General features: G+C 56.7%; 16 protein-coding genes. 10 read left to right on the top strand and 6 right to left on the bottom strand.

The window, feature by feature from the left end; all coding sequences use genetic code 11:
• Window positions 1–40: 40 nt before the first annotated feature.
• Complete coding sequence (locus tag M4951_RS00645) at window positions 41–307, top strand: hypothetical protein (protein WP_262024552.1); 267 nt, start codon at window positions 41–43, stop codon at window positions 305–307.
• 9 nt (window positions 308–316) lie between these two features.
• Complete coding sequence (locus M4951_RS00650; protein ID WP_262024553.1) at window positions 317–1,501, top strand: iron-containing alcohol dehydrogenase; 1,185 nt, start codon at window positions 317–319, stop codon at window positions 1,499–1,501.
• On the opposite strand, the gene M4951_RS00655 is transcribed toward M4951_RS00650, so the two are convergent.
• Entirely contained in the window at window positions 1,475–7,360 is a 5,886-nt protein-coding gene (locus M4951_RS00655) for an ELWxxDGT repeat protein (protein ID WP_262024554.1), read from the bottom strand. The two genes, M4951_RS00650 and M4951_RS00655, sit on opposite strands and share 27 nt — an antisense overlap.
• A 506-nt stretch (window positions 7,361–7,866) precedes the next feature.
• Between M4951_RS00655 and M4951_RS00660 the strand changes: the two genes are divergently transcribed.
• A complete protein-coding gene (locus M4951_RS00660) occupies window positions 7,867–9,201 on the top strand; it encodes a dihydroorotase (protein WP_262024555.1) in 1,335 nt (444 codons plus the stop codon).
• Between the two features lie 91 nt (window positions 9,202–9,292).
• Here the strand turns inward: M4951_RS00660 and M4951_RS00665 are convergent, their stop codons facing one another.
• Window positions 9,293–9,766, bottom strand: coding sequence for a hypothetical protein (locus M4951_RS00665; protein ID WP_262024556.1), 474 nt, complete (start codon window positions 9,764–9,766; stop codon window positions 9,293–9,295).
• A 55-nt stretch (window positions 9,767–9,821) separates the two neighbouring features.
• On the bottom strand, window positions 9,822–11,315 hold the full coding sequence (locus M4951_RS00670) for an SPOR domain-containing protein (protein WP_262024557.1): 1,494 nt from the start codon (window positions 11,313–11,315) through the stop codon (window positions 9,822–9,824).
• Between the two features lie 122 nt (window positions 11,316–11,437).
• On the opposite strand from M4951_RS00670, the gene M4951_RS00675 reads away from it, so the two are divergent.
• From M4951_RS00675 to M4951_RS00685, 3 genes are read left to right on the top strand one after another with little or no spacing between them, the layout of a single operon-like run.
• Window positions 11,438–11,899: a hypothetical protein gene (locus M4951_RS00675; protein WP_262024558.1), complete on the top strand. Its 462-nt coding sequence runs from the start codon at window positions 11,438–11,440 to the stop codon at window positions 11,897–11,899.
• Window positions 11,896–12,975, top strand: coding sequence for an extracellular solute-binding protein (locus M4951_RS00680; RefSeq protein ID WP_262024559.1), 1,080 nt, complete (start codon window positions 11,896–11,898; stop codon window positions 12,973–12,975). Before M4951_RS00675 ends, M4951_RS00680 begins: the two co-directional genes overlap by 4 nt.
• Before the next feature lie 9 nt (window positions 12,976–12,984).
• Window positions 12,985–14,373, top strand: coding sequence for a DUF2254 domain-containing protein (locus M4951_RS00685; protein ID WP_262024560.1), 1,389 nt, complete (start codon window positions 12,985–12,987; stop codon window positions 14,371–14,373).
• 12 nt (window positions 14,374–14,385) lie between these two features.
• Here the strand turns inward: M4951_RS00685 and M4951_RS00690 are convergent, their stop codons facing one another.
• From M4951_RS00690 to M4951_RS00700, 3 genes are all read right to left on the bottom strand, one after another.
• The gene (locus M4951_RS00690) at window positions 14,386–14,955 is read right to left on the bottom strand and encodes a pyridoxamine 5'-phosphate oxidase family protein (RefSeq protein ID WP_262024561.1); all 570 of its coding nucleotides are present in this window, start codon (window positions 14,953–14,955) and stop codon (window positions 14,386–14,388) included.
• 182 nt (window positions 14,956–15,137) lie between these two features.
• Window positions 15,138–15,497 (bottom strand): hypothetical protein, encoded by a 360-nt coding sequence (locus M4951_RS00695; RefSeq protein ID WP_262024562.1) that lies wholly within the window; start codon window positions 15,495–15,497, stop codon window positions 15,138–15,140.
• A gap of 11 nt (window positions 15,498–15,508) precedes the next feature.
• Window positions 15,509–15,823, bottom strand: coding sequence for a hypothetical protein (locus tag M4951_RS00700; RefSeq protein ID WP_262024563.1), 315 nt, complete (start codon window positions 15,821–15,823; stop codon window positions 15,509–15,511).
• A 358-nt stretch (window positions 15,824–16,181) separates the two neighbouring features.
• Here M4951_RS00700 and M4951_RS00705 point away from each other — a divergent pair, with 358 nt between their 5' ends.
• From M4951_RS00705 to M4951_RS00720, 4 genes are all read left to right on the top strand, one after another.
• Window positions 16,182–16,580 (top strand): hypothetical protein, encoded by a 399-nt coding sequence (locus M4951_RS00705; RefSeq protein ID WP_262024564.1) that lies wholly within the window; start codon window positions 16,182–16,184, stop codon window positions 16,578–16,580.
• Window positions 16,581–16,720: 140 nt separating this feature from the next.
• A complete protein-coding gene (locus M4951_RS00710) occupies window positions 16,721–19,804 on the top strand; it encodes a PVC-type heme-binding CxxCH protein (protein WP_262024565.1) in 3,084 nt (1,027 codons plus the stop codon).
• 154 nt (window positions 19,805–19,958) lie between these two features.
• Window positions 19,959–20,981 (top strand): DUF1559 domain-containing protein, encoded by a 1,023-nt coding sequence (locus tag M4951_RS00715; protein ID WP_262024566.1) that lies wholly within the window; start codon window positions 19,959–19,961, stop codon window positions 20,979–20,981.
• Window positions 20,982–21,055: 74 nt separating this feature from the next.
• Window positions 21,056–21,487, top strand: a complete 432-nt coding sequence (locus M4951_RS00720) for a hypothetical protein (protein WP_262024567.1) — start codon at window positions 21,056–21,058, stop codon at window positions 21,485–21,487.
• Window positions 21,488–21,583 lie beyond the last annotated feature (96 nt).

Genomic DNA, 21,583 nt, shown 5'->3' on the forward strand with positions numbered 1-21,583 from the left:
TTCGTTTTCCAGACGCATTGTTTCCCGGGAGAGACCGACCATGTCTCAAAACTTCTCGAAACACCAACAGAACATTATCCGCAACTACTACGAGAACCGGGACTCGATCGCGATTCAGAAGTTGCAAGAGAACATCACCGAGCTGTATCTCGCCGAAGGGAAAAAGCGGGCGACCGTCTGGAAGCGGGTGATCGGCCATCTCGAAAAGCTGAAAGTCCCCCAAGCCCAGATTGATCACTTCGTCTCGAAAGATGACGCGACGTTGGTCGCGAAGTATCTAGAGACGCTGCTCGCCAAGCAGGAGTAGACGCCGCTGATGGTCAACCACTGGAGCTTTTACTCGGCCGGCGAGCTGACCTTTGGCGCCGCAGCTAGTCAACGCGTCGGCTTGTTGGCCGCGCGGCGCAGCTGGTCGCGCGTGCTGATCGTCACCGACGCGACGCTGGTGCGGTTAGGGCTGATCGACAAGGTTCGGCAGCCTTTGATCGACGCCGGCGTTACGGTCGAAATCTTTGACGGCAGCTGCGCCGAACCCGATCTTAGCGTCGCCGTCGCAGCTCATGCGGTGGCTCAAAAATTTGGCCCCCACGCGATCTGCGGTCTCGGCGGCGGCAGCAACATTGACCTGGCCAAGATCGTCGCCATCTTGCACGCCCACGGCGGCGCGGCGGCCGATTATTTTGGCTGGGATCAAGTGCCCGGCCCGGTGACGCCGATCATCGCGCTGCCAACCACGGCCGGGACCGGCAGTGAAGTTTCGCAATCGGCAGTGTTGACCGATATCGAAAACGCGATGAAGGTCAGCACGCTGAGCCAATATTTGCGGCCGACGTTGGCGATTGTCGATCCGCTCCTCTCGGCGACCTGCCCACCGCAAGTAACTGCCGACAGCGGCATTGATGCGTTGACGCACGCGGTCGAAGCCTACACGTCGACAACATTCGACATGTTGGAGCAAGACGGCGACGCGCCGGCGCCTTATAGCGGTTCGCATCCGCTAGTCGATGCGTTGGCCGAGAAAGCGATCGCGCTGGTAGGTCAACACCTGGTGCAAGCCGTACGGCACGGAGACGATATCGAGGCCCGCACCGGCATGGCCTTGGCGGCGACGTTGGCCGGGCTCGCATTTTCCAACGCGGGGGTCGCCGTGGTTCATGCGTTGGAGTATCCAATCGGCGGCGCTGTCCATTGCAGTCACGGCGGCGGAAACGGTCTGCTGTTGCCCTACGTGATGCAATTCAATTTGGAAACGCGAACCGAGAAATTTGCCCGCGTAGCGCAACTACTCGGCGGAGAACCAACCGCCGCCGCGGCGATCACCCAAGTCGAACAACTCAAACAGGCGATCGGCATACCGGCGCGTCTGCGCGAGTATGGCGTCACGCTGGAGATGCTCCCCGGCTTCGCCGCCAAGAGTATCACGATCACGCGCCTCATGCGTACCAATCCGCGTCGCCCGAGCGAGCAGGAACTGTTAGCGATCCTCAAATCGGCTCTTTAACCGATCGAAAAACTGATCGAGCCGCGGAAATTCTTCTGCCAGTTCTTCGATCAATTCCACCGCGTGTTCGACGACGCAATCGGCGACCGCTGATTCTTGCAGCACCCAATCAGGCACATAGTCGGGGCGCCATTGGGTGTGGGCGAACGAGATCGCCTGTTCGAAGTTCTCTTGTACCTCATTGTCGTCCGTTGACGATTCCCAGCAATCGATCAAAGAGCCAAGCGTGCCAAACGCAGCATCGAGGTTGGCCTCTTCGTTGTTGGGCGGCGGACTGACCGGTTCGCTGGGAGGGATTTCCTCGGCTTCCAGCAAGCTGCTGGATGCTGCGGGTGTGACGGACTCCGTTTGGGCGACGAGCGCTTCGGTTTCAAGCGGCGACACCGGGGGCTGATAGTACTTAGGGAACTGGATCTGGCCGCCGTTGTAAGCGTTTTTCCCGATGTTGCGAATCAAGTAGGTCAAATCGACTAACGAGACGGCGCCATTACGATCAAAATCGAACTTGTACGCTTTGGGATCCGTTGCGACCGGCGTACCAATTTTGCGAATCAAGTAGGTCAGGTCGATCAACGAGACGCTGCCGTCATCGTCGACGTCGTAGGGGACGACTTGCAGTTGCGTCGTTGGGGCTCCGACTTGTTGGCCGGGGACTTCGCCAAAAATATCGGTCTTGGTTTGCACATCGGTGAGCGAGAACTCCAGGTCGAACGACTCTGGGTAATTGCCTTCGATGTCATTCGCAATAGCCGATTCTGGACCTGGCCGAAAACGGAAGCTGCCAATCAGCAGTAGTTCCCCCACAAGGTCGTCGCCGAGGTCGAATTGATTGGCGTTGATTTCGAGCATATCGCTGGTATCGCTGACTTCGAGTAGACCGACACCGCTACTAGGCGTAAAGCTGTCGAGCTGAAACCGCGCGTTGTTGTAATGAAGGTTCATCGAGACATTCGTCAGTTGGTCTGTACGCGATTCATCGCGACGAACCCAGACGTTGACCGTGAAGGAATCCCATTCGCTGATCTGTATCAAATCAGCGGGCAATATCTGCACTTCGCCGGATTCATCCGTTGCTGCTGGAGAGTTGTTGATCGTGATGTATGCAGCCGAGATGGGAGTTACGTGGGGTGAAAAGAAACGGGTCGTTGTCGCACCATCAGCGTCCGAAGCCGAGAACCTTACCAGGACGGTTCCGACTGCGTCCAGCGGGACAACATAACTCCAGCTCCAAGTGCCGTCGCCATGATCGACAAGATCTCCGATCGACGCAGTCATCGAAATGACAGCAGCGGACGCATCGGAATAGGTTCCGGATGCGATCGCCGTATCGCCTTGAAGTACGAAATGAGAGCCGTCGATAATCTCAATCACTGGGCGCGGATTCTGCTCGAACAGATCAAAGGTGATCTGACTTTGTTCGAATCCGTCGTCGGCTGTAATGACAACGGTATGGTGTCGAGAAGGGCCTGATGTGGGCGCTGTATAACTCCAACTCCATGTGCCGTCGCCATTGTCGACGACATCGCCGAGGGAAGCGCTAAGCGTTACGGATTCCCCCTGGAGACTTCCAAATTCGCCGCTGTTGATGACTGACTCGTTCAGATTTACTTGCACTTGGATTTGATCGACCGACACGTAGGGAGATTGCGTATCGACAACTTGGGCTGCAGTTGCCGAAATCCCCCGACTATTGGTCACCAGCAAACCGATCCACCAGGAAGGGGGCAACTCCCACTCGGCGATTGACAAGGATGGATTTATCCCAACCGCGTCATCATAAATGCCGTCGCCATCCAAATCCCAGGCGAACTGCAGATCGGCAACCGGATCTTGAAAGTCATACGATCCGAAGGCGCTGAGAAGGATGTTTTGACGATTATCGCTACCGCGAGGATCGGCGATTTTTGCAACCGGACCCGATGTCAAGTTGAAGGCGTACGGTTCGACTCCTCGATAACCCTCCGACGCCGCAAAGATGAATTTGTCTTCAAAGTGAATGAATCGACGAATCAAGCCGGATTGGGCCAGATCGGTTATTTGAACGGTTCCTTCCGGCGTTCCGTCGGTCATCCACAATTCGGAGCCTGCGACTTCATCGTAGCCATGAAAGTAGAGCTTGCCGTCCAGCTCATAGGGTACGTTGTATCGCAGCGGTAAACCTCCTGACGACACTTGCGCCACAACGGTCGCAGCGCCGGTTGCACCGCTGATCTTCCAAAGCTCCGTCGGTCGATAAAACTGCTTCGTCGACGCATCGTAGAATTCGCGAAAGAAGTAGACATCTCCTTGAAAGCTAACCAACGGATAGATGCGTTCATCGGGCGTCGCCGCAAAGTCCGTCAAGCGAACGACTTGTCCTGACGCAGGGTTCAGCTTCCACAACTGCGTGCCGTGCTCCGGAGTCGTTGCTTGAAAATAAAACGTGCCGTCGATCGACCGGAGCCGATTGGGATGCGACGGTTCTTCACCGGGAACGATATCGAAAGCCAGTCCGGTTCCCTCCGCAGTTCCATCGCTCTTCCAAAGTTCATAGCCATGCGAGCTGCCTAATGTTGGAAAATAAAGGATTCCGTCAACATTGACAGGAAAATCAAGCGAGATTTCCGACTCGAGTTCGGTCAACGGCATGGTGCCGGCGGATGAACCATCCGATTTCCAAATTTGTTTCCCATGGACGCCATTCTCGGCGGTAAAAACAAGCACGCCGTTAACCGCGGCAAGTTGGAAGAGATTCGAACTGCCGTACGGATTGATATCGGCGACCATCACGGTTCCTACATCCGTTCCATTCGATTTCCATAATTCGAAGCCATGGAGGCCGTCATCGGCGGCAAAAAAAACTTCGCCGTTGACCACGGTTAAGTAGTTGATGGGAGAATCGAACTCCGCGATCGAACGGGTTCCCTCGGTCGTTCCATCAGATATCCAGAGAGTGGTGACGCCTTGTTCAAAAGTGACGAAGTATAAAATCCCATTGACGTTCAGAATTGATTCATAGTTCACGTTTGAACTGCTGAGTCGTCCCGTTGAGTGAATAAAGAGAGTTCCTTCCTCTGTCCCATCCGTCCGCCAGAGTCCGACTTCGTTGTTATTATTATTCGCGATGAAATAAACAGCGTCGCCTAGTCGAATGAAATCCTCTGGTTGGGAGTTCGGGAAGCTGCCGTGGTCCAGCAGATCTTTGATCAGATAGGCGTCTGATTTCGCGCTTACGGCCAAATCGAATGTCGTGAATCCACTGCTGCCGTCGCCGTACTGCACCGTGATCGTGATTGTTTGCACCGGCTGTTGAGGAACGTCATGCCACGCCCAAAACCAGGTTCCGTCTCCTTTGTCGATGACCGTTCCCTGGGACGCAGAGAGATACGCAAATTGTCCGTTGGGACTATAGAACGTTCCAGAATTAGATGCAGTCGATCCAGCGACGAACTGAAGTGACAAGTTGTTAACTTCGATCACTGGCGAAACGGGATCGACAATCAGCGAAAAGGAAAACTCGGAGCCGGAGTTCTGCTCGTCGTAAAGACGTACATGGACCCTATCAGAACCGGGTTCTATTTGTGAAGTGTCGAAACTCCAACTCCACGTTCCGTCATCGTGGATAACAATGTCGCCAATCGAAGCGGTCCCGAAAACGGTATCGGCCGCGACATCGCTATAGGTCCCACTAGTAACCGCGACCATTCCTTGCATCACGGTGACGTTGGGCTGGAGATTGGTGACGCTTGGAGCTTGGTTATGGACGACGAGCGCAAAGCTGATGCTCGATTGATGACCCCCGTCGACTGCATTAATCGTCACTGTCTGCGTATCATCCGGGCCGTCGAGCGTCGTATAGCTCCAACTCCACGTGCCGTCTTTGTTGTCTGTGACGACGCCGACAGACGCCGTTAGTTCGACGTCGCCGCCAAGAGCATGGCCAAAACGTCCGCCATTCTCGGCGGTGGAACCTTCGTTCACGATTATGCCGTCGCTATCGTCAACCGAGATGATCGGGATCGCTGAATCGAGTACCAGCGAGCGGGTCGCGATTTGACCATCCGTATCGATGACGCGCAGCGAGATATTCGCGACTCCTAGCGTCGCTAACTCGGTCAGCGAAATCGACGAGAGCAGTCCGCTTGCATTGTCGTAGCGACCGTCGCCGTCCAGGTCCCAATCGAATTGCAACTCACTCAATGAGTCCAGCAGATCATAGGTTCCCAACGCGCTGAGCAGGATGCTTTGCCCGTCTTCACTGAGCTGAATCGGTTGGAGCGTGATTACCGGCGGCGTATCGAGCTGGACGACGTATGGTTCGCGATCGAACTGCGCGGTCTCGATGCCCATGATTAGCGTTCCATCTGGGCCTTCGATTGGGAGCGGCGTTCCGCTTTCTAGCGCCAGAAAACTGTTAATGCGGGTTGTTCCCTCCGGCGTTCCATCCGTACGCCAAGTTTGAAATCCGAGCGTGGGATCATAGCCGCGAAAGTAGAGTGCCCCTTCGTTTGCTATCGCAAGGGCCTGAGTGACAGTCCCTGATTGAAAGGAGGCGAGGAGGGTCGTATCGCTGGTCGATTCGCTAACTTTCCAAAGCTTGTTGCTCCCTCCGATATCGTATGAATCAACGGAAACGTAGAGCTCGCCGTTGAGCTTCGCTATAGCAACCAAGTTGCCGCCACCGTCCCCGAAGGCGCCCGAGATCGCTCTTGTTCCGGACGGCGTACCGTCAGTGGTCCAAAGTTGGTTCGCGTCTTGATAGTAAATCTGTCCATCAATATTGCTCAGATTTCGACCCTGCACAGGCACGTCGTCGTCAACGGTGCTGCGATAGAGCAGGGACGTTTCTCCGGTGTCCCCATCGGCCACTCGAATGAAGCCATCGAAGCCGACGAAATAAACGACATCGCCGCTGGCGATCGGATTGTAGGCCCTCTGGGATCTGTCATCTGGGAAGAGATCGGTGAGTCTCTTAGTCCCTTCAGGGGTTCCGTCGGTTCGCCACAATTCGTTGCCATGAACACCATCGTTGGCGCTAAAAAAGAGATAATGATCGGTCGCCGTCAGATCATAGATTTCGGTTCCAGTTGATCCCGGATTGATGTCAGCAACCAGGTGGGTTCCTTCCGCAGTTCCGTTGGAGACCCATAACTCTTGACCGTGAACTCCGTCATCCACATTGAAATAGAACAAATCCCCTACGACGGCAATTTCAACAATGGAAATGGGGGGATTGCTTGTGGAAAAATCAAACACGGATACCGTTCCTTCCTCTGTCCCGTTCGATTTCCAGAGGTCGTAACTTGGATTGTCTCCAGCGATCCGAAAGTAGTAAAGTTCGCCCTTGAATTCGATCAGGTTTTCAAAGGAGGCCGTTGTCGACTCAATGATCGTCGTCCCGGCCCCAGTTCCGTCAGTTTTCCAAAGCGTAACGGGATACTGGCTCGGATAAGAGGTGAAATAAACCTCGTCGCCAACTCGCACAAATTGCGAGATGGTATTAATTCCATCGCCTGGCTCCGTATCGTGAAGCAATTGAAAGTCAGTGCTCTTCACCGTCAGCTCAAACGTCAGCGTCGTCATATCATCATCCGCGGTGATCGTAACCGTTTGCGAATCGCTCACCTGGACATCGCCCAACGTCCAGAACCAGGTTCCGTCGTCGTTCTGGTTGATCGTACCGACCGACGCCGACAGTGTGACCGCTCCGGTGAACGTTCCGCAATTGCTGGCAGTCGACTCGGTCGCGTAGACGAGCGTCGCGGCGTCTACCGTGATCGTGGGCGCCGCAGCTTCCCCTTCCAGCCGATCGGCTTGCAGCAGCGTGTCCGCCGCCAGCATTGCGCGCACTTCGAGCTGTTCCGCCGCGAGGGTCAACACAGTGCGTTTATGAGAGCGATGTACACGATGCGACGTAGACGTTGATTTCGGCATTATTTGAGAGGTCCGCTGTTGCTTTGGGCAAGTTGGAACTGGACGATTGGGTCCAAGCGTTGTCAGGAAAGGCAGGGCAGCCGGGCTTGGCGGAAATGCGTAAAGTCGCGATTAACATGGGTGGTGGAGGACCACCCCCATTGGGCCGGCTCCGATACTACCCGAACACTTTACCCAATTCAACTATCTTTGATCCTTTCCTGCCGGCTTTTAACCATTCCGAATTCACGGTACATTAACGACTTACGCTAGACCGACGTCGCCTGTATCTTGGCGGCGATCCCGGCCTTCGGGATTGCCCGACAGGTCATCGCGAGCCGCCTTGGGGCTCGGTCAGCCGCTTGAGTGCGGCCTGTTATCTCGAATCTTTCTCCGTCTCTGGCGCCGCGACTGTCTTGTCGTCGCCGAAGTGATTGGAACGCCCGCGGCCCTTTGCGGCCTGAGGAAATAGCATGAAAACGCTGATTAAGAACGCCACTGTGATGCTTCCCGATGGTCCGTCGAAAACGTCGGTCTTGTTGGATGGGGCGACCATCGTTGAGATCGATCCGGCCGAAACGGTCGAAGCGGATGAAACCGTCTACGCCTACGGCATGCATCTGCTGCCGGGCGTGATCGACGCCCATGTTCACATGCGCGATCCCGGCGGCACCGATAAAGAAGACCTGCGCACCGGCAGCATGGCGGCGGCCAAAGGGGGCGTGACGACCATTCTGGACATGCCCAACACCAGTCCGGGCACGGTTTCGCAAAAGCTGCTGGAAGAAAAGCTGACGCTGGCTTCGGTCAAGAGCATCGTCAATTACGGCTTTTTCATCGGCGCTACGCTCGACAACATCGGCGAGTTGAAAAAGGCGAAGCGGACTCCCGGCATCAAGATCTACATGGGAAGCACCACCGGCGATCTCTTCTTGAAAGATCCGGCGATGCTGGAAGCGATCTTCGCCGAGACGAAGTTGCCGATCGCCGTCCATGCCGAAGACGAAAACATCATCACGAAGAACTTTGAAGAGTTCGGGCTGACCCGCAATGTGGTCGATCACTCGCGGATTCGCACTCCAGAGGCCGAAGCGTCGGCGGTTCGCAAAGCGGTCGCGCTGGCGAAAGAGTACAAGCACCGGCTCCATCTTTGTCATATGTCGTCGGCGTTGGCTTTGGCCGAGTTTGAAGACCACGCCGACCTGGTGACCGCCGAAGTGACGCCGCATCACCTGCTGCTGAACGAATCAGACTATATGAATCTGGGAACGCTAGCCCAGATGAACCCGGCCCTCAAATCGGCGGCGGATAACGCGGCTCTGTTGCAAGCGCTGTTGGACGATCAAATTCAGATTGTCGCGACCGACCACGCGCCGCATCGTTACGAAGACAAGTGCCAGCGTTATCCGGATAGCCCGTCCGGCGTTCCCGGCGTCGAAACGTCGTTGCCGCTAATGTTGGATCTGGTTGCGAAAGAAAAATGCACGCTGGAAGATGTGGTTCACTGGATGTGCGAAGGCCCGGCGCTGGTCTGGGACATCATGGAAAAAGGCCGCATCGAAGTGGGCTATGACGCCGACCTGGTCTTGGTCGACATGAACAAGACGATGGCGATTCGTGGACCGCACATGCAGACCAAGTGCCGGTGGACCCCGTTTGAAGGTCGCGAAGTAACCGGCTGGCCGGTGCGTACCTGGGTTTGCGGGAAAGAAGTCTATCGCGAAGGGGAGTTCGACGTCTCGCGCCCCGGCATCGAAGTGATGTTCGAGCACTCGCGCGGCGGCTATTGGGCCGGCATCGACGGCTAAGCTTCAGCAATCACGCGATACTAAATCGCCGGCCACTAGGTCGGCGTTTTTTGTTTCTTGGCGCGCCGTCTCCAGAAAAAGGGGGGCAGAATTACTTCCCATCGCGCCTCCAGCTGGGGATTGAACGATTGGCTTCGGCCTTCGGAGCGATCATGCCGGGACGCGAGGGTCCGCGGTAGAGACGCGATTCGGCCCGCTCGGTCGCCGTTAAGCGGGGCAGGGGACGCGTCGAGCGATAGTAACGCTCTAGACCGAGCTTTGGTTGCGTGTATCCGCGCAGCGTTTGGGAAGGCAACGGGAAGCCGTTGGGGAACGTGGCGTCCGCACTGCGACGATAAGGCAAGATCGGCAGTTTGCCGGCCGAGTCGAGACCTTGATCGAGCAGGTATTGATCGATCGCAGGGCGCCGCGTCACGCCACTATAAAGTGAACCATATAAGTACCGTTCGCGTGAAGACAACCGTCGCAGCGCCGGAGTCGATGGAGCGGTATCACGAGGCAACTCTTGCGCGATCGCCGGTAAGGCGAACAGCAGCGAACCGATCAGTGCGATCCCATAATTCATCAATGCTCTCCCTATTCGAAGCATAGGGAAACTGGCGGCGAAGGCAAATCCAACGTTACTTCGATTGCTCGCGTACGTGGATTTCGACCTCTCCGATATTATCCGCCAGTTGACCCGGATTATCGTTCACTTTCATGTACAACGTCGCCGTCAGCGGTGGGGTCAACGTGCGGTGATTGCCGACGGTCTCGTACATCGTCAGCGGCGAAGCGGCGGGGCCGTTCCAGTCGTCAGGGCGGAGCCCGCACAGCAACTCTCCTAGCGGCCGACCGTTGAAATAGTGGAGCGTGATCCCGTTCGGTTCGCTGGGCCACTCCGGGTTTTGTTTCAGCAGGTATCGCCCTTGGGCGACGATCTCGTAAGTTTTGCCAACTTCCAGCAGAATACCGGTCGATTGCCAACCGCGATTGGACTGAATGAACGCCGTCGCAGTGTCTCCAGACAAGGGCTTGCCGGGCGCGTAGACAATTTGGTTGCGAGGAAAGTCATAGCCATAGTCGGCGTTGGCGACAAACATCTGCCAACCTTCGTCGATCAGCGGCCATTGGTCGCCGAGCGATTCTTTGAACCGGCGGTTCATGTCATAGCCGAGCCGGACATATTCCTGCAGCTTGCGGAACTGATCATGCGTGCGCGGATCGTTTTCTAAATAGTTCACCGCGCCCCAGCACCAGCCGTAAGGGTTGTTTTGCAAGTGAGCGTCGGCCGGATAGTTCATCACGTCGTCTAGCGTTTTCCCCTGGCTCGCTGCGAAGTCATCGCGGATGATTTTAATCCGTCCCCACATCGGCATCTCTTCTTTGGAAGCCGGAATAACGCCGACTGTCAGCTTGCCGTCGCGCCAATAGTGGGTGCCGAAATACTCTGCAATCCCTTCTGAGTACCAGGGTGGCCCTCCGCCGCCGAACATGCGTTCCATCAGCGCGTGCGTTCCCTCGTGCAGCAGCAGATGTCGTCGATATTGGGAGCTCGGTTGATCGCGTAGCCAGAACGCATCGCCGCGCGAATAGCCGTGCAAAAATTTGGGTAAATTGGCCGGGACGAGTTCGGCCGCAATAAACGGCGCTTCGCGCGACATCAAGCAAGCCTTCACGCGCCAATCGGCGTACTTTGCGGGATCGATTTGGAAGTAGTCGCACCAGAGAGGAAACACCGCGTCAAACACTTCTGGCAATTCGTCCACTTCCGGCGACGAGGGCAAGTCGGTCACCAGGGTTAGGTGCTTCCCTTGCAACTGTCGTAGACCATTGGCGGCCAGTTTTGCCGGATCAATGGTGAATTCGACATACGGATCGGTCGGCGCCGCGCGAAAGCGCTCGGCGGCGCCGTCGTTATTCATGAACTGGTTCAACACCGCGACCGAGCCGTCATCCTCTTTTTTCACAGGCTCCATCTTCGCCCGTTTCACCGGCTCCGTTGGCTTCGGCGTTTCGACAGGCTTTTCTGCGGTGGGCGACTGCGCCGGTGCGACTTGCGCCGTGGCAGCCGGTTGCTCGCTTGATCCGCAGCCGAGCACTAATAGCAGCATGCCAAACAGCAACCATCGCATCGCGTGATCCTTGGGCGATCGGAGTATCCAGGGCCTGGCGGATTGGGCCCGGCAGAAATTGTCATTCATTCTTGCTATTCTAGACCGAAACTCTTTTGCCCGCAGGAATAATGCCAGAGACGATGTCCGCTCTCTCCGATTCTGTCGTTCGTCGTCCCTGGTCGCATGCGGTCGCAGGGGGGATTTCGCTCATTGGCGCCCTCATCTGCGGACTCGATTGGCCCGATTTTCCGCAAAATCTGCAGCATTTGTCGGCGGCAGGGGTCTTTGCGTGGGGGGTGGCCGTTATTTTTCAGCTCGTTGTTTCGGCAGGACACTTGCGGGTCGCGATTCTCGACTGGCAAGCTCTCCAGGCGCCCCCGCAGTACGAGCGGCGGAACGCAAGTCTGTGGATCGTGGTGCAGGCCATCGTGCTCGTGATGATCGGCGTGTTGGTTTTATTGGGCCGCAATTCGATTCTGCTCATGGCCGACCAGAATGAGATTTTGTCCGCACTGTCGGCCAGCAGCGTGGTGTCGCTGTTGGTGTGGGGAATGCGTAGAAGATCGTTTGCGGCGGTGGAAGCGGAGAGAGTTACGAGATGAGCCGAGAAAAGCGGAAAGCGGAAAGCGGAGAGCGGGGGACGATCTTCACCCCCATCGCAGGAAGCGCGGTAAGCTTTGTCGGCTGGGCGGCGCTGGCGATATTGCTTGTCGGCTGTCGGTTTGGATCAGACAACGAAGCGGTGGTTTACGTCGCGCTGGACCGTGAATTCTCGGAGCCCCATTTTCTCGCCTTCGAAGCAGCGACAGGCGTTCACATCGCCGCTAAGTATGATACCGAAGCGAACAAGACGGTCGGCCTGACGGCGGCGCTGATGGCCGAGCAAGAGCGTCCTCGCTGTGATGTTTTTTGGAACAACGAAGTTCTAAATACTCTTCGGCTAGAGAAGGCGGGTTTGCTGCAAGCGTATGTGCCTGCGAACGCCGCTGATTTTCCGGCCGAGTTTCGTGCTCCCGACGGAACCTGGCACGGCTTCGCTAGTCGAGCTCGAGTACTACTCGTGAATACCGACCTATTGAACGAGGGAGAACGTCCTGATTCGATTCGTGACCTGGTCGATCCAAAGTGGCAGGGGAAGTGCGGTTTCGCCAAGCCGCTGTTCGGAACAACCGCGACGCACGCGGCGGTCCTCTTTTCGGTTTGGAACGACGCCGAAGCGAAGGCCTTTTTCACGCAGCTGAAAGAGAACGCGCGGATGTTTCCCGGCAATAAGCAAGTCGCCGTTGCCGTTGGCAATGGACAAATTGCGTTTGGTCTAACCGACACCGACGATGCGATGGGAGAACTGCGCAGTGGTTCGCCGGTGGCGATCGTCTATCCCGATCAAGGGGTAGGGGAGTTGGGAACGCTTTACATACCGAACACGTTGGCGATCTTACGAGATTGTCCGCATCCCGAAAAAGCTCAGCAGCTGGTCGACTATTTGCTGCAACCAGCGGTCGAAACGGCGTTGGCGGCGGGGCCGAGCGCCCAGATCCCGCTAAATACCAAAGTCAATGCGCCGGCGCAAGTCGAGACGCCGCAGACCAAGCGAGCGATGCAGGTTGATTTTCACGCGGCGGCCGATAAGTGGGAGGCGGCCGCTAATTTTCTGACCCCACTTTTCCTGAGCCAATAAGATCATTTTATGGAAACGCGACTGACATCGCTGTGGGATCAATCGCGGGCCAGTTTTTGGTTTGTGCCGAGCCTGTTTTTGGCGGTCGGGATCATGTTCGGCTTCACGTTGCCGATGCTGGATCTGACCGTTGACTTTTCTAAATACGAATCGATCTGGCTGCAGACGACCACTGCTGGGTCGCGTTCGGTCTTATCGACGATTGCCGGTTCGATGGTCACCGTCGCCGGCGTTGTCTTTTCGCTCAATATGGTGACGCTGTCGATCGCGTCGGGACAATATGGTTCGCGCGTCCTGCGCAGTCGCATGGAGGACAACACCGCCCAGGTCGCGATGGGGTCGTTGTTGGCGACCAGCGTCTATTGCTTTCTTGTCTTGCGCACGTTGCAGGATCGTGATGACTATGTGCCGGTTCTTTCGGTCAACGCGGCGATCATCATGGCGATCGCCTGTTTGATGATTTTGATTTACTTCGTGCACGAAGTCGCCAGCGAGATCCAGGCGCCGCGAATCGTCGAGGCGCTTGGCTATGACTTGAACGCCTCGATCGAACGACTCTATCCCGAGCGAATCGGCCAAGCTCGCCCAGCGGACGGAGAGCCGAGCGATGCCGAAATGGAGCAATTTCATCAAGACTGCGCCGCGGTCGATACGACGGCCGAAGGATACCTGCAGGGGATCGACGTATCAGCGCTGCTGCATGCCGCGAAGTCGAAAGACGTGATCATAGAATTGCGGAAACGCCCCGGTGATTTTATCACGACCGGCGACGCGATCGCTGACGTGGGGCCGCCGGACAAGGTTGACGATGACTTGTTGCGTGCGATTCGAGAGACGCTGATCGTAGGAACGAATCGAACGCCGAGGCAAGATGTAAACTGTGCCGTGCATGAATTAGTGCAGGTCGCCATCCGCGCTTTATCGCCGGGGATCAATGACTCCTTTACCGCGATGAACAGCATTGATCGACTGGGCGCCGCGCTTTGCCGCTTAGCGCTGAGTGAGATTCCTTCCGCCTACCGTTATGACAGCGACGACAAGTTGCGTGTGATCGCGCGGCCCTGCTCATTCGCCGAAGTGTTGGGCGCCGCCTTCAATCAGATTCGTCAAAGCGGCGCCGACAGCGAAGCGGCGACGTTGCGTCTGATGGAAGCGCTGTCGACGATCGCCGCTCGCGTTCGCCGTGAAGAGGATAAGGAAGCGATCGAAGATCAGTTGCAGATGATCGATCGAGCGTCGCGAGAGAACTTTGCCGACGAGACGGCTCAGGCGACGATCCTCAAGCTGATCGAACGGACGCGCGAGCGAATGATCGCTCGGCGACAAGATGCCCAGGACGATCGAGAATCCGAAGAAGAGCAAGCCGGCGATGTGCCCACCGGCGGCGCCAACGGTTAGTGCTGTCCGGCGCTAATTGATCGCCGCTTCGCCATCAAAGTTGTCGAGACCCGGCAAGCCGTCGAGGCTGGTCGTGTTCTTTTGACGGCGATACTCGACCATCCCATCGGGCCCTTTCGCAACGCTGTAGTCAATCAACTGCGTACGATCCTCTACAAATTCATACTTCGGCACCGCATAACCGCAGGTGTCGGCGATCCGCCGCACATGCACTCGGATGATCGAACGCGTGCCGGGCATGTGCGGGAAGAGTTCGCGTAGTGAAGCGAAGTCGGCGTGATCGGGCTCCAATACTTCAGCCTGACCATACAGCCGTAAGATATTGGGCGGCCCGTCAAAAGCGCAAAACATGACCGTGATGCGGCCGTTCTCTTTGGCGTGGGCGATCGTCTCAACGCCGCTGCCGGTCAGATCAAGATAGGCGACCGTTTTCTCATCCAAGATTCGAAACGAATCGAGCCCCTTCGGAGAAAGATTGATCAACCCGTCCGCCGCTAGCGGCGCCGTAGCGACAAAGAACAGCTTTTGGCGGGCGATAAATTGTGATACGCGATCATCGATCGTTTCGTAGATCTTACCCATCGACATTCCTGGTTGGCTTGGAGGCGAAGTGCGACGTATTCGCTTAGATGCAAATAAGGAGAACCAGGTTCGCGGCAAGGGACGAATCCATTTTTTTTAACCACGATTCATCGCGAACCGGCGTAATTTTAGAAAATCTTCTTGATTCGAGTTTCTTTCTGCAAGTCTGCTTACCATCAGTCCTACTGATCGGGCGGAATATGAGGGCGTTCGAGCCGGGGGTAATTGCCAGGCGGCATGAACTGCATGTCATGAATCATGGGAACCGGTTGCACGACGCGTGCACGCATGCCAGAGACAAGTCGCGCGTCAATCTCGATCAAAGGCCAGTAAAGCATGCAGAGCGATTTCCCTATCTGCTGTCGCTCTTTCGTCCAAGCCGGATCGGTGAAATAGTACCCGTCCATGCCAAACTCTTCTGCTTTTCGCATGCCGACGCGTGAGAGATAGAGGAAGGATCCCAAGTAGGCGACTACCAGGCCCAACACGAGAACGATCAGTCCATCACGCAGGTAAGATCGAATCGGCCGGGAGTTGGTCATCACGCAAACGCCTACAGCGAACCCCCGTGTTCTTCAGGACACGAACAAAGTTGCGTCAGGGTAAAACCTGGCCGGCGTCCCGTAATCCAATTCGCATCCAGTTCGATCAGCGGCCAATAGAAACTGCTGAGCACTAAGTGCCGCTCTCCGCCTGCAGTAGTGATTGGTTCGGCGAAGTAGTAGCCTTGTTGAGACCACACAAACGGCTCGTCATAGCCGTAGCACGAGAGATAGACGAACGAACCGACGTAAACGAACGCCAGCAGCATCAGGAAGATAACGGCGGCTCCGGCGGTCGAGAGCCTCGCTTGTAGTCTGTCGCTCATCGCCAAAATCCAAATAGGGGTGGAGTAGCGGAAAGACGGGACTGCTAGTCCTAGTCTATGGCATTGCTCCGAAGAAGGAAAAGCGTTTCGTCGACGATTTCTGAAAATAGTCTGCCGGAATTGGCGAATATCGATGCCGAGAATTGTATGGAACGATCGCAAACAAATTGGTGGCTACATCGAGAAACGATCGGTACGGCGGCAGGAAGCCGTCGTTTCCCACGTTCCCTAACCAAATCGCCGATTACCAACTATATTAAAGGGGACGTGCGACCCAAAGTTTCTCTTCAAGAATGCCTGGCGCGGCTGGGCCGATGCGATGGTCGTCACGTTTGCGATAAAGGATCGTGCGATGGGCATGTCGGTTTTTCCCGTATTCAATCCCCAATTGAACGGCGTCCAGTTTGAGGCCGAAGGGAAGCTGTTGTTCGACCAGTTTGAAACCTTGGACGCGATCGCCGAAACGATCGAAGTCGCCCGCTTTAGTTCGTTTGGCGACGATCGCCCGATTCCGGAAGACTTTGACGGCGACGAAGATGATCTGGAAGCGGCGCTGGGCCCTTGGGACGAATGGTATTCGCCGGTCGAAGGATTGAAGACGATGGTCGCGATCCTCGATGCAATTGCCGAAGAGCCGGACTTCGCCGATCAGTTGGATCAGTGCGAGCATGTGGTGGAAGAACTGACCGAGATGAAGGCTTGTCTGGAAGCGGCGGTCGAGCAGGGCGCGCAATTTCGCCTGGAACTTGCGCCGTAATCATCGGTTTTGTGCGGCTCTTGTGCCGTAATAGGGCCAGCGCAACAGGAAAAGATTTCTCGTGACATCTAAATTTCGCTCCCGTATACTGCGGAGAAGCGAAAACTGTCACGTGTTCTCAATCTTGCCTTGTGACCGCCATGCCAAAATCTCCCGCCTGCTGCTTCTTTCTGCTGCTGATCGCCTTGTTGGGCGGTTCGTTTTCTTGGGTCGTCGCGGAAGAACCTCCGGCCGATAGCGAGAAGAAACAACGCTCGCTGCAAGCGGCCGAGAATGAGGCGGTCCGCGAGCATATCCGTAACTTTGCCGGCCGTGGCGCGACCGGCGATTTCTCGATTCCGGCGCTCGAGCCTGCCGAGGCCGAACAGAAGTTCGTCACGCCAGATGATGTAACGGTCAAAGTGGTCCTCGCCGAGCCGGAAGTTCGCCAGCCGGTTTGCGTCAACTTTGACGAGCGCGGCCGTATGTGGGTCGTGCAGTACCTGCAATATCCCTTTCCGGCCGGTTTGAAGGTGGTCAAGTATGACGAACATCTACGCGCCGTCTTCGACAAGGTTCCCCCAGCGCCGCCAAATCATGATCGCGGCGCCGACAAGATTACGATTCATGAAGACACCGACGGCGACGGCATGTTCGATAAACAGAAGACGTTTGTGGACGGTTTGAATATCGTCACCAGCGCCTTGCCGGGCCGCGGCGGCGTTTGGGTGATGAACCCGCCGTATCTCCTCTTCTATCCGGATGCCGATCAAGACGACGTGCCGGATGGCGATCCCGAGGTTCACCTGGCTGGGTTCGGGATGGCCGACACTCACGCCGTCGCCAACAGTTTGACCTGGGGCCCTGACGGCTGGCTCTATGGCGCCCAAGGGAGCACTTGCTGGGCCAGCGTGACGTTGCCGCGGATTGCGCCGCAGCCGCCGGTCCATTTCAAGGGACAAGCAATTTGGCGCTATCATCCCGAGAAGAATCAGTTTGAAGTCTTCGCCGAAGGAGGCGGCAACACCTTCGCGGTTGAGTTTGACGCCCAAGGCCGCGTCTACTCGGGGCACAACGGCGGCAACACCCGGGGCTTTCATTACGTTCAAGGAGGCTACTACTCCAAGTCCTGGGGCAAGCATGGCGCGCTGACCAATCCGCACGCTTACGGTTTCTTCAGCCAGATGGGACACGCCGCCGCGGAACGATTCAGCCATACGCTGGTGAAGTACGAAAGCGATGCATTGCCGCCGCGCTACTCCGGTCGCCTGATCGCGCCGGTGCCGCTGCACAACTATGTCGCGGTTTCTAAAATGTCGCCTGACGGATCAACCTGGAAAACGGAAGATGAACTGAAAGCGATCGAGACCGACGACGTCTGGTTTCGCCCGGTCGATATCAAAGTGGGACCAGATGGCTGCGTCTATATCGCCGACTGGTGCGACACGCGGCTGACGCACGTTGATCCCCGCGATACTTGGAATCGAACTCGGGGTCGAATCTGGCGGCTGCAGCCCAACAAATATCCGCAGCAAAAGCTGTTCGACTTGCGAAAACTTTCGACGGCCGAGTTGATCGAAACCCTAAAGAGCCCCAACAAGCTGCTTCGCCAACTGACGCAGCGGATGATCTACGAACATGGGGACGCCAGCGCTGCGGCGCGTCTGATCGAAAAGCTGCCGCAGACGACAGGGCAATTGGCGCTCGAATATCTCTGGGCGATTCATGGCTTGAAACAGTACGACCAGCAGGCGGCGGCGATCGCGCTGCGACATGCGGATCCTTATGTCCGCGTCTGGGGCGTGCGGCTGTTGACGCCTGAGTTGGCCGAAACCTTCGCCGATGACCTGTATCGAATGGCTGAGCAAGAGACGAATGTTGAAGTTTGCAGCCAGCTGGCCTCGACGGCGAAACGAATTCCCGGCGTGATCGGCTATGAAACGGCGACGCGACTCGCGACGCGCGATGACTTGGCCGACGACCCGCACATTCCGCTGCTAACCTGGTGGGCGATCGAAGCGCACGCGAATGACTCCTCATTTGCCGCCGGGAAAATCGTCAAAAAGTTGCAAGTGACCAAGATCGGCGGCGACATCGTGCTTCCTCGTTTGGCGCAGCGTTTGGCCGCCGAACCGACCGAGCCGCATCTGCTGGAGCTTGCCGAATTGTTAAACGAGACCGATGTGCCGCAGCTGCGCGGCGAAATGCTGACTGCGATCGACACCGCGTTCGCCGGTCGCAAGATCGAAGGGATGCCGCCGCAACTGCGTGATGCAATCGTCGCGTCGGCCAGCGGCGATTCGCCGCAGCAGATGGCGCTGTTGGTGCGGGCCGGACAAAAAAAAGCGGAAGCGGCCGCTATCGCGCTGATCGAAGACGAAACAGCGAAGCTCGACCAACGCATCAAGTTAGCGCAGCTGTTGGGTCAGGTTGGCTCTACTGCAGCGCGTGACGCGCTGTTGCGATCATCGATGACCGCCGCTTCGGCCCAGGTTCGCATGGCGGCGATCGGTGGATTGCGACAGTTTGATTCGCCGGAAATCGCCGCAGCGCTCGTGGACCGATATGCGAAAGAGAAAGAGCCTGTGCGTGCGGCGATCATCGATCTGGCCGCCGGCCGAGCCGCATCAGCCCATCATTTGATCGACGCAATCGAGCAGGAAAAGATTCCCCGCTCGGCGGTCGCGGTCGATCTGGTTGAGAATCTGAAACTGCACGGCGATGAGTCGTTGAACGAGCGGATCGCTAAGCTCTGGGGAGCGACGCGCGCGACTCCGGATGAGTTGGCCCAACAGATGGAACAGACCGCGACCATCTTGCGAACAGGCGCGGGAGACGCTGCCCACGGGGCCGCGCTCTTCAAAAAGCAGTGTGCGACTTGTCACAAACTGCATGGCGACGGAGCGGCGATCGGCCCCGATCTGACCGGATACGAACGGAAGAACCTCGACTACATGCTGCTCTCGATCGTCGATCCGAGCGCCGCGATTCGGGAAGAATACACCAACTTTCGCGTGCTGCTGGTCGATGGCCGCGTCCTCTCCGGCTTTGTGCGTGAGCAGGACGACAACACGATCACTTTGCAAAACGCTGAGAACCCCAAGCTGGTGATCCCGCGTGACGAGATCGAAGCGGGCCCCTTAGCGGTCGACAAGTCGCTGATGCCGGACCGCTTGTTGGGAGAAATGACGGCGACGCAGATTCGCGATTTGTTCGCATATCTGCAGAGCGATGCGGCGCCGTAACCGGCGCTAGAGAAGAAAGTAACAAACAGCACGATTCAAGATCAGGCAAGCAGCGGAGGAACAAGACAGGCGAAGATGAGGACAGGCGGAGGCGGAATTTCAATTCAGAAGAGATCGAAGCAATTATTTCTATCTTTCGTAAAGGTTGATTCCGATGAATGCACAAATCTCCCCATGCCGCGACCGACATCGCGGCTTTACCCTGGTTGAACTGCTGGTAGTCATTGCGATTATCGGCGTGCTGATCGCTTTGCTGTTGCCGGCAGTGCAGCAAGCGCGTGAAGCGGCGCGGCGGATGAGTTGCAGTAACAACTTGAAACAGCTTGGCTTGGCGCTGCATAACTATCACGATACCCATCTAAAGTTTCCGATCGGCGCTCGGTACACCGTCAGCAAGGTCGGCACCAGTTGGCGGTGGTCGCTATTGCCGTTTCTAGAGCAACAAGCGTTGTACGATCTGGACAAGGCCTCTAATTACAACTTGGGCATCTATGACTCGGCGGCGTCGCCGTCGATGTCTTCTTTCAACAGCTATGCCCAACAGGTGTTTGGCGTCACGGTCAACGCCTACGTCTGTCCCTCCAGTTCGATCGATCCGCAGTATGGGTCGACCGCGGGCTTGATCTCGATCGGCGCGACAACGCAAGGGCCCCATTACGTCGGCATCATGGGCGCCTATCCCGATCCGGCCGGTCGCGATACGACGTTTTACAAAACGCAGTACGAAAGCTACCCCAGCGATAACGGCGTTTTAACGATCGACGAGAGCAAAGCGATGCGGGATGTCGTCGACGGAACATCGAATACGATCGTCGTGTCAGAGCAGTCAGGCAACGCCAAAGCGAACGTCACTGTTCGCCGTATGGCGAACTATGTCACCGGCTGGGGCGGTTCTTCGACAACCGGTTCGGTAGCGACTTGGCGCGCCGGCGCCGCGGCGCAGCACAAGTATGGAAATGGTTTGACGTCGGTTTTCCATTCTCCCAATCCCTCGAGCACCGGTCCCGAGGCGAACGCCGAATGGGACTACAATACGCCGCTGACGTCCTTTCATCCCGGCGGGATTCAGGTAGTGAAGGTTGACGGATCCGCCCGGTTTATTCCGGACGCGATTCACGTTACGACGCTGCAGCAATTAAGTACGCGTGATGACGGTCAAGTGCTGGAAGAATTCTAGTTCCGGTCGCCGCTTTCGCTTCTTTAACAGTGCACGAGTAACCAATCTACCTATTTCTCGAAGGACGAAATCCGATGTTTATCCGTCAACTTTGTTTATGGTCGCTGGGGATATCGGCGATTGGGCTGCTGTGGGGATGCGGGACGAGCGATGCTCGCCCCAGCGCCATTTTGCAGGGAACCGTGACGCTCAACGGAAAGCCGTTAGAGGAGGGAAGCGTTCGCTTTACCTCCACGAAAACAGGGGAAACGGCTTACGCCAACCTAGAAGCCGGAGGGCGATACTCGGTTGAGATGCCGGAAGTTGATTTGGGCGAAGATTACCTTATCGCCGTCGGTCAAACCATTGTCGACGAGACCGATGCGATGGCGCTGGCCGCAAATCCGCCGGCGCCGATGACGGTCAAAATTCCAGCCAAGTACGCCGAGCGGACAACCAGCGGGTTATCGCTGACGATCGACCAGCCCGGCGTGCACTCGTTTGATATCGAACTGAAAGGCTCCTAACGGAGCACTTGATTTGAAGCACGTCGAAGCTGTTTCTCATCTCTCCACGCAATGCGTCTCTTGTCATTCGTATCTCTACTTTTCTAAGAGGCTATT

It is taken from the genome of Blastopirellula sp. J2-11, from assembly GCF_024584705.1.
Classification (GTDB): domain Bacteria; phylum Planctomycetota; class Planctomycetia; order Pirellulales; family Pirellulaceae; genus Blastopirellula.

What these genes read in the sequence shown, in the direction of transcription:
- M4951_RS00645 (WP_262024552.1), top strand. Translation starts at nt 41, where the DNA reads ATGTCTCAAAACTTCTCGAAACACCAACAGAACATTATCCGCAACTAC.
- M4951_RS00650 (WP_262024553.1), top strand. Translation starts at nt 317, where the DNA reads ATGGTCAACCACTGGAGCTTTTACTCGGCCGGCGAGCTGACCTTTGGC.
- M4951_RS00660 (WP_262024555.1), top strand. Translation starts at nt 7,867, where the DNA reads ATGAAAACGCTGATTAAGAACGCCACTGTGATGCTTCCCGATGGTCCG.
- M4951_RS00665 (WP_262024556.1), bottom strand. Translation starts at nt 9,766, where the DNA reads ATGAATTATGGGATCGCACTGATCGGTTCGCTGCTGTTCGCCTTACCG.
- M4951_RS00670 (WP_262024557.1), bottom strand. Translation starts at nt 11,315, where the DNA reads ATGCGATGGTTGCTGTTTGGCATGCTGCTATTAGTGCTCGGCTGCGGA.
- M4951_RS00675 (WP_262024558.1), top strand. Translation starts at nt 11,438, where the DNA reads ATGTCCGCTCTCTCCGATTCTGTCGTTCGTCGTCCCTGGTCGCATGCG.
- M4951_RS00680 (WP_262024559.1), top strand. Translation starts at nt 11,896, where the DNA reads ATGAGCCGAGAAAAGCGGAAAGCGGAAAGCGGAGAGCGGGGGACGATC.
- M4951_RS00685 (WP_262024560.1), top strand. Translation starts at nt 12,985, where the DNA reads ATGGAAACGCGACTGACATCGCTGTGGGATCAATCGCGGGCCAGTTTT.
- M4951_RS00690 (WP_262024561.1), bottom strand. Translation starts at nt 14,955, where the DNA reads ATGGGTAAGATCTACGAAACGATCGATGATCGCGTATCACAATTTATC.
- M4951_RS00695 (WP_262024562.1), bottom strand. Translation starts at nt 15,497, where the DNA reads ATGACCAACTCCCGGCCGATTCGATCTTACCTGCGTGATGGACTGATC.
- M4951_RS00700 (WP_262024563.1), bottom strand. Translation starts at nt 15,823, where the DNA reads ATGAGCGACAGACTACAAGCGAGGCTCTCGACCGCCGGAGCCGCCGTT.
- M4951_RS00705 (WP_262024564.1), top strand. Translation starts at nt 16,182, where the DNA reads ATGTCGGTTTTTCCCGTATTCAATCCCCAATTGAACGGCGTCCAGTTT.
- M4951_RS00710 (WP_262024565.1), top strand. Translation starts at nt 16,721, where the DNA reads ATGCCAAAATCTCCCGCCTGCTGCTTCTTTCTGCTGCTGATCGCCTTG.
- M4951_RS00715 (WP_262024566.1), top strand. Translation starts at nt 19,959, where the DNA reads ATGAATGCACAAATCTCCCCATGCCGCGACCGACATCGCGGCTTTACC.
- M4951_RS00720 (WP_262024567.1), top strand. Translation starts at nt 21,056, where the DNA reads ATGTTTATCCGTCAACTTTGTTTATGGTCGCTGGGGATATCGGCGATT.